This is a genomic window from uncultured Meiothermus sp. (genome assembly GCF_937863175.1).
Taxonomy (GTDB): Bacteria; Deinococcota; Deinococci; order Deinococcales; family Thermaceae; genus Meiothermus.
Window position 1 is genome coordinate 1 of record NZ_CALMCQ010000395.1, and the last position, 1,615, is coordinate 1,615.

The 1,615-nt window shown below is 59.5% G+C and carries 2 protein-coding genes; both read right to left on the reverse strand.

Annotated features, from left to right (window positions below):
* The coding region (locus Q0288_RS14780; RefSeq protein ID WP_299431965.1) for a sigma 54-interacting transcriptional regulator at positions 1 to 206 on the reverse strand (206 nt) is incomplete at its 3' end.
* A gap of 199 nt (positions 207 to 405) precedes the next feature.
* A complete protein-coding gene (locus Q0288_RS14785) occupies positions 406 to 1,506 on the reverse strand; it encodes a C4-dicarboxylate transporter (RefSeq protein ID WP_299431968.1) in 1,101 nt (366 codons plus the stop codon).
* Positions 1,507 to 1,615: the final 109 nt, after the last annotated feature.

The following is a 1,615-nucleotide window of genomic DNA, read 5'->3' on the forward strand; positions in this document are numbered from 1 at the left end:
TCCCTGAAATGCCCTGCATTTATTTCTTCCGGCAAGTTTCGGTTGGTTGCTGCAATGATACGAACATTTACAGATGTCGGTTTGGTTTCACCTATTTTGATATATTCTCCGGTTTCTAATACTCGAAGCAACTTGGCTTGCAATTCTATCGCCATTTCTCCGATTTCATCTAAAAATATCGTTCCGTTGTGAGCCTCTTCGTGCACTGCAAACTCCTAACCAGGAAATCCTTTGCAGCAAGCTCTCGAGGGAACCGCCCGTTTGATCAGTTTTGGGGAACATCGCTTTGTTTGATGGATGCAGGAGAACGGCACCATGCTCGGCCTGCCTTCGGGTAATGCGACAATGCGCGAGCCACGACAGGAGGTTGGCTTCCAGGGTTTGTCCTCTTCAAAATGGTGCGGCTTATCTGCTGGGGGGCTGCAACGCAGACAGCCCTGCCCAGGCTCGAGTAGAGTGCAGCGCCACCACCAGCCAGAACCCCAGCAAAGCCAGTAGCAAAATCCAGGCAAACAGGGCCAGCATGGCCGACTCCCAGGCTCTGCCCAGGGCCAGGGTCGCAAGGGTGAAGGCCCCCAGGGGAAAGATGAATCCCCACCAGCCAGGGGCAAAGTGGAACGCGGCTCGGCGCTCCTTTACCAGCAGGGTATCCAGCAAGACCAGCAGGCTCAGCACAAACCACCAGCCACCCAGGCCCCATAGGGTCACACCCAGCACCGGCAGGGCCGTGAGCCAGCTTTCGGAGATCAAACCTGCTGCGGCGCCCCCCTCGAGCCAGCGCCAGGGGGCCAGAATAGCCAGCCCCACCGGGGCCAGCCCAATCCAGAGGGAGGGCAGGAGGTGGGGGGTGAGCCGCCCATACCCATACAAGCGCTGTAATAAGGTGGTCAGCACGAAGACGAACAGCAAGAGCCCCACCCCCAGGAACAGGCCGTTCCACAGCCACACTTCCTTCTGCCAGGCGGCAGGAAAGCTGGGCAGCAGTAGTCCGCCCACCAGCGGTACCAGGAGGGCCGAGACCGGCGGGATAAACCAGGCGCCGCTGGCCTGCTCGAGGGGCAGCTCGAGACGATTGAAGACCACAAAGGCCACCAGTATCCCCAGTACAAAAATCAAGGGCGCACCCACCAGGTATAAGCCTTGAGCCAGAGCAGTCGCTGTGGTCTCTCCCCACAAAGCGGGCCCCACCTGCCAGGAAGCAAAGGCTGCCACCAGCAGGGCAATGGGCAGGGTGGGCAGCATCTGTGAGAGCAAGGGATGGTGCAGGTCTCTGGCTACCGCCTGGGGAAACCGGACGGCCTTGACCAGCCAGACCGCCAACAAACCCACCAGCATGAGCAGGGTCAGTACATAAACCAACAGGCCCAGGGGCTTGAGCCAGCCCAACTGCTGGCCAAACTGCCACAAGGCCACCGCCACCACTCCCGTGCCCATCACCGAGGTAAACCAGGCCGGGTTGAAGAACTGCACACTGGGGCGGGGTTGTGCTAACGATGCGCTTTCCATACAAACATCTCCAAAAGAGCAGTCAGGGGAGGGATAATCTCGAGAATGGCCTCCATGGACTACCCCACCGCCTCGGGCGCATGCTCGGCCAGGTAGCGCTCGGCCATCA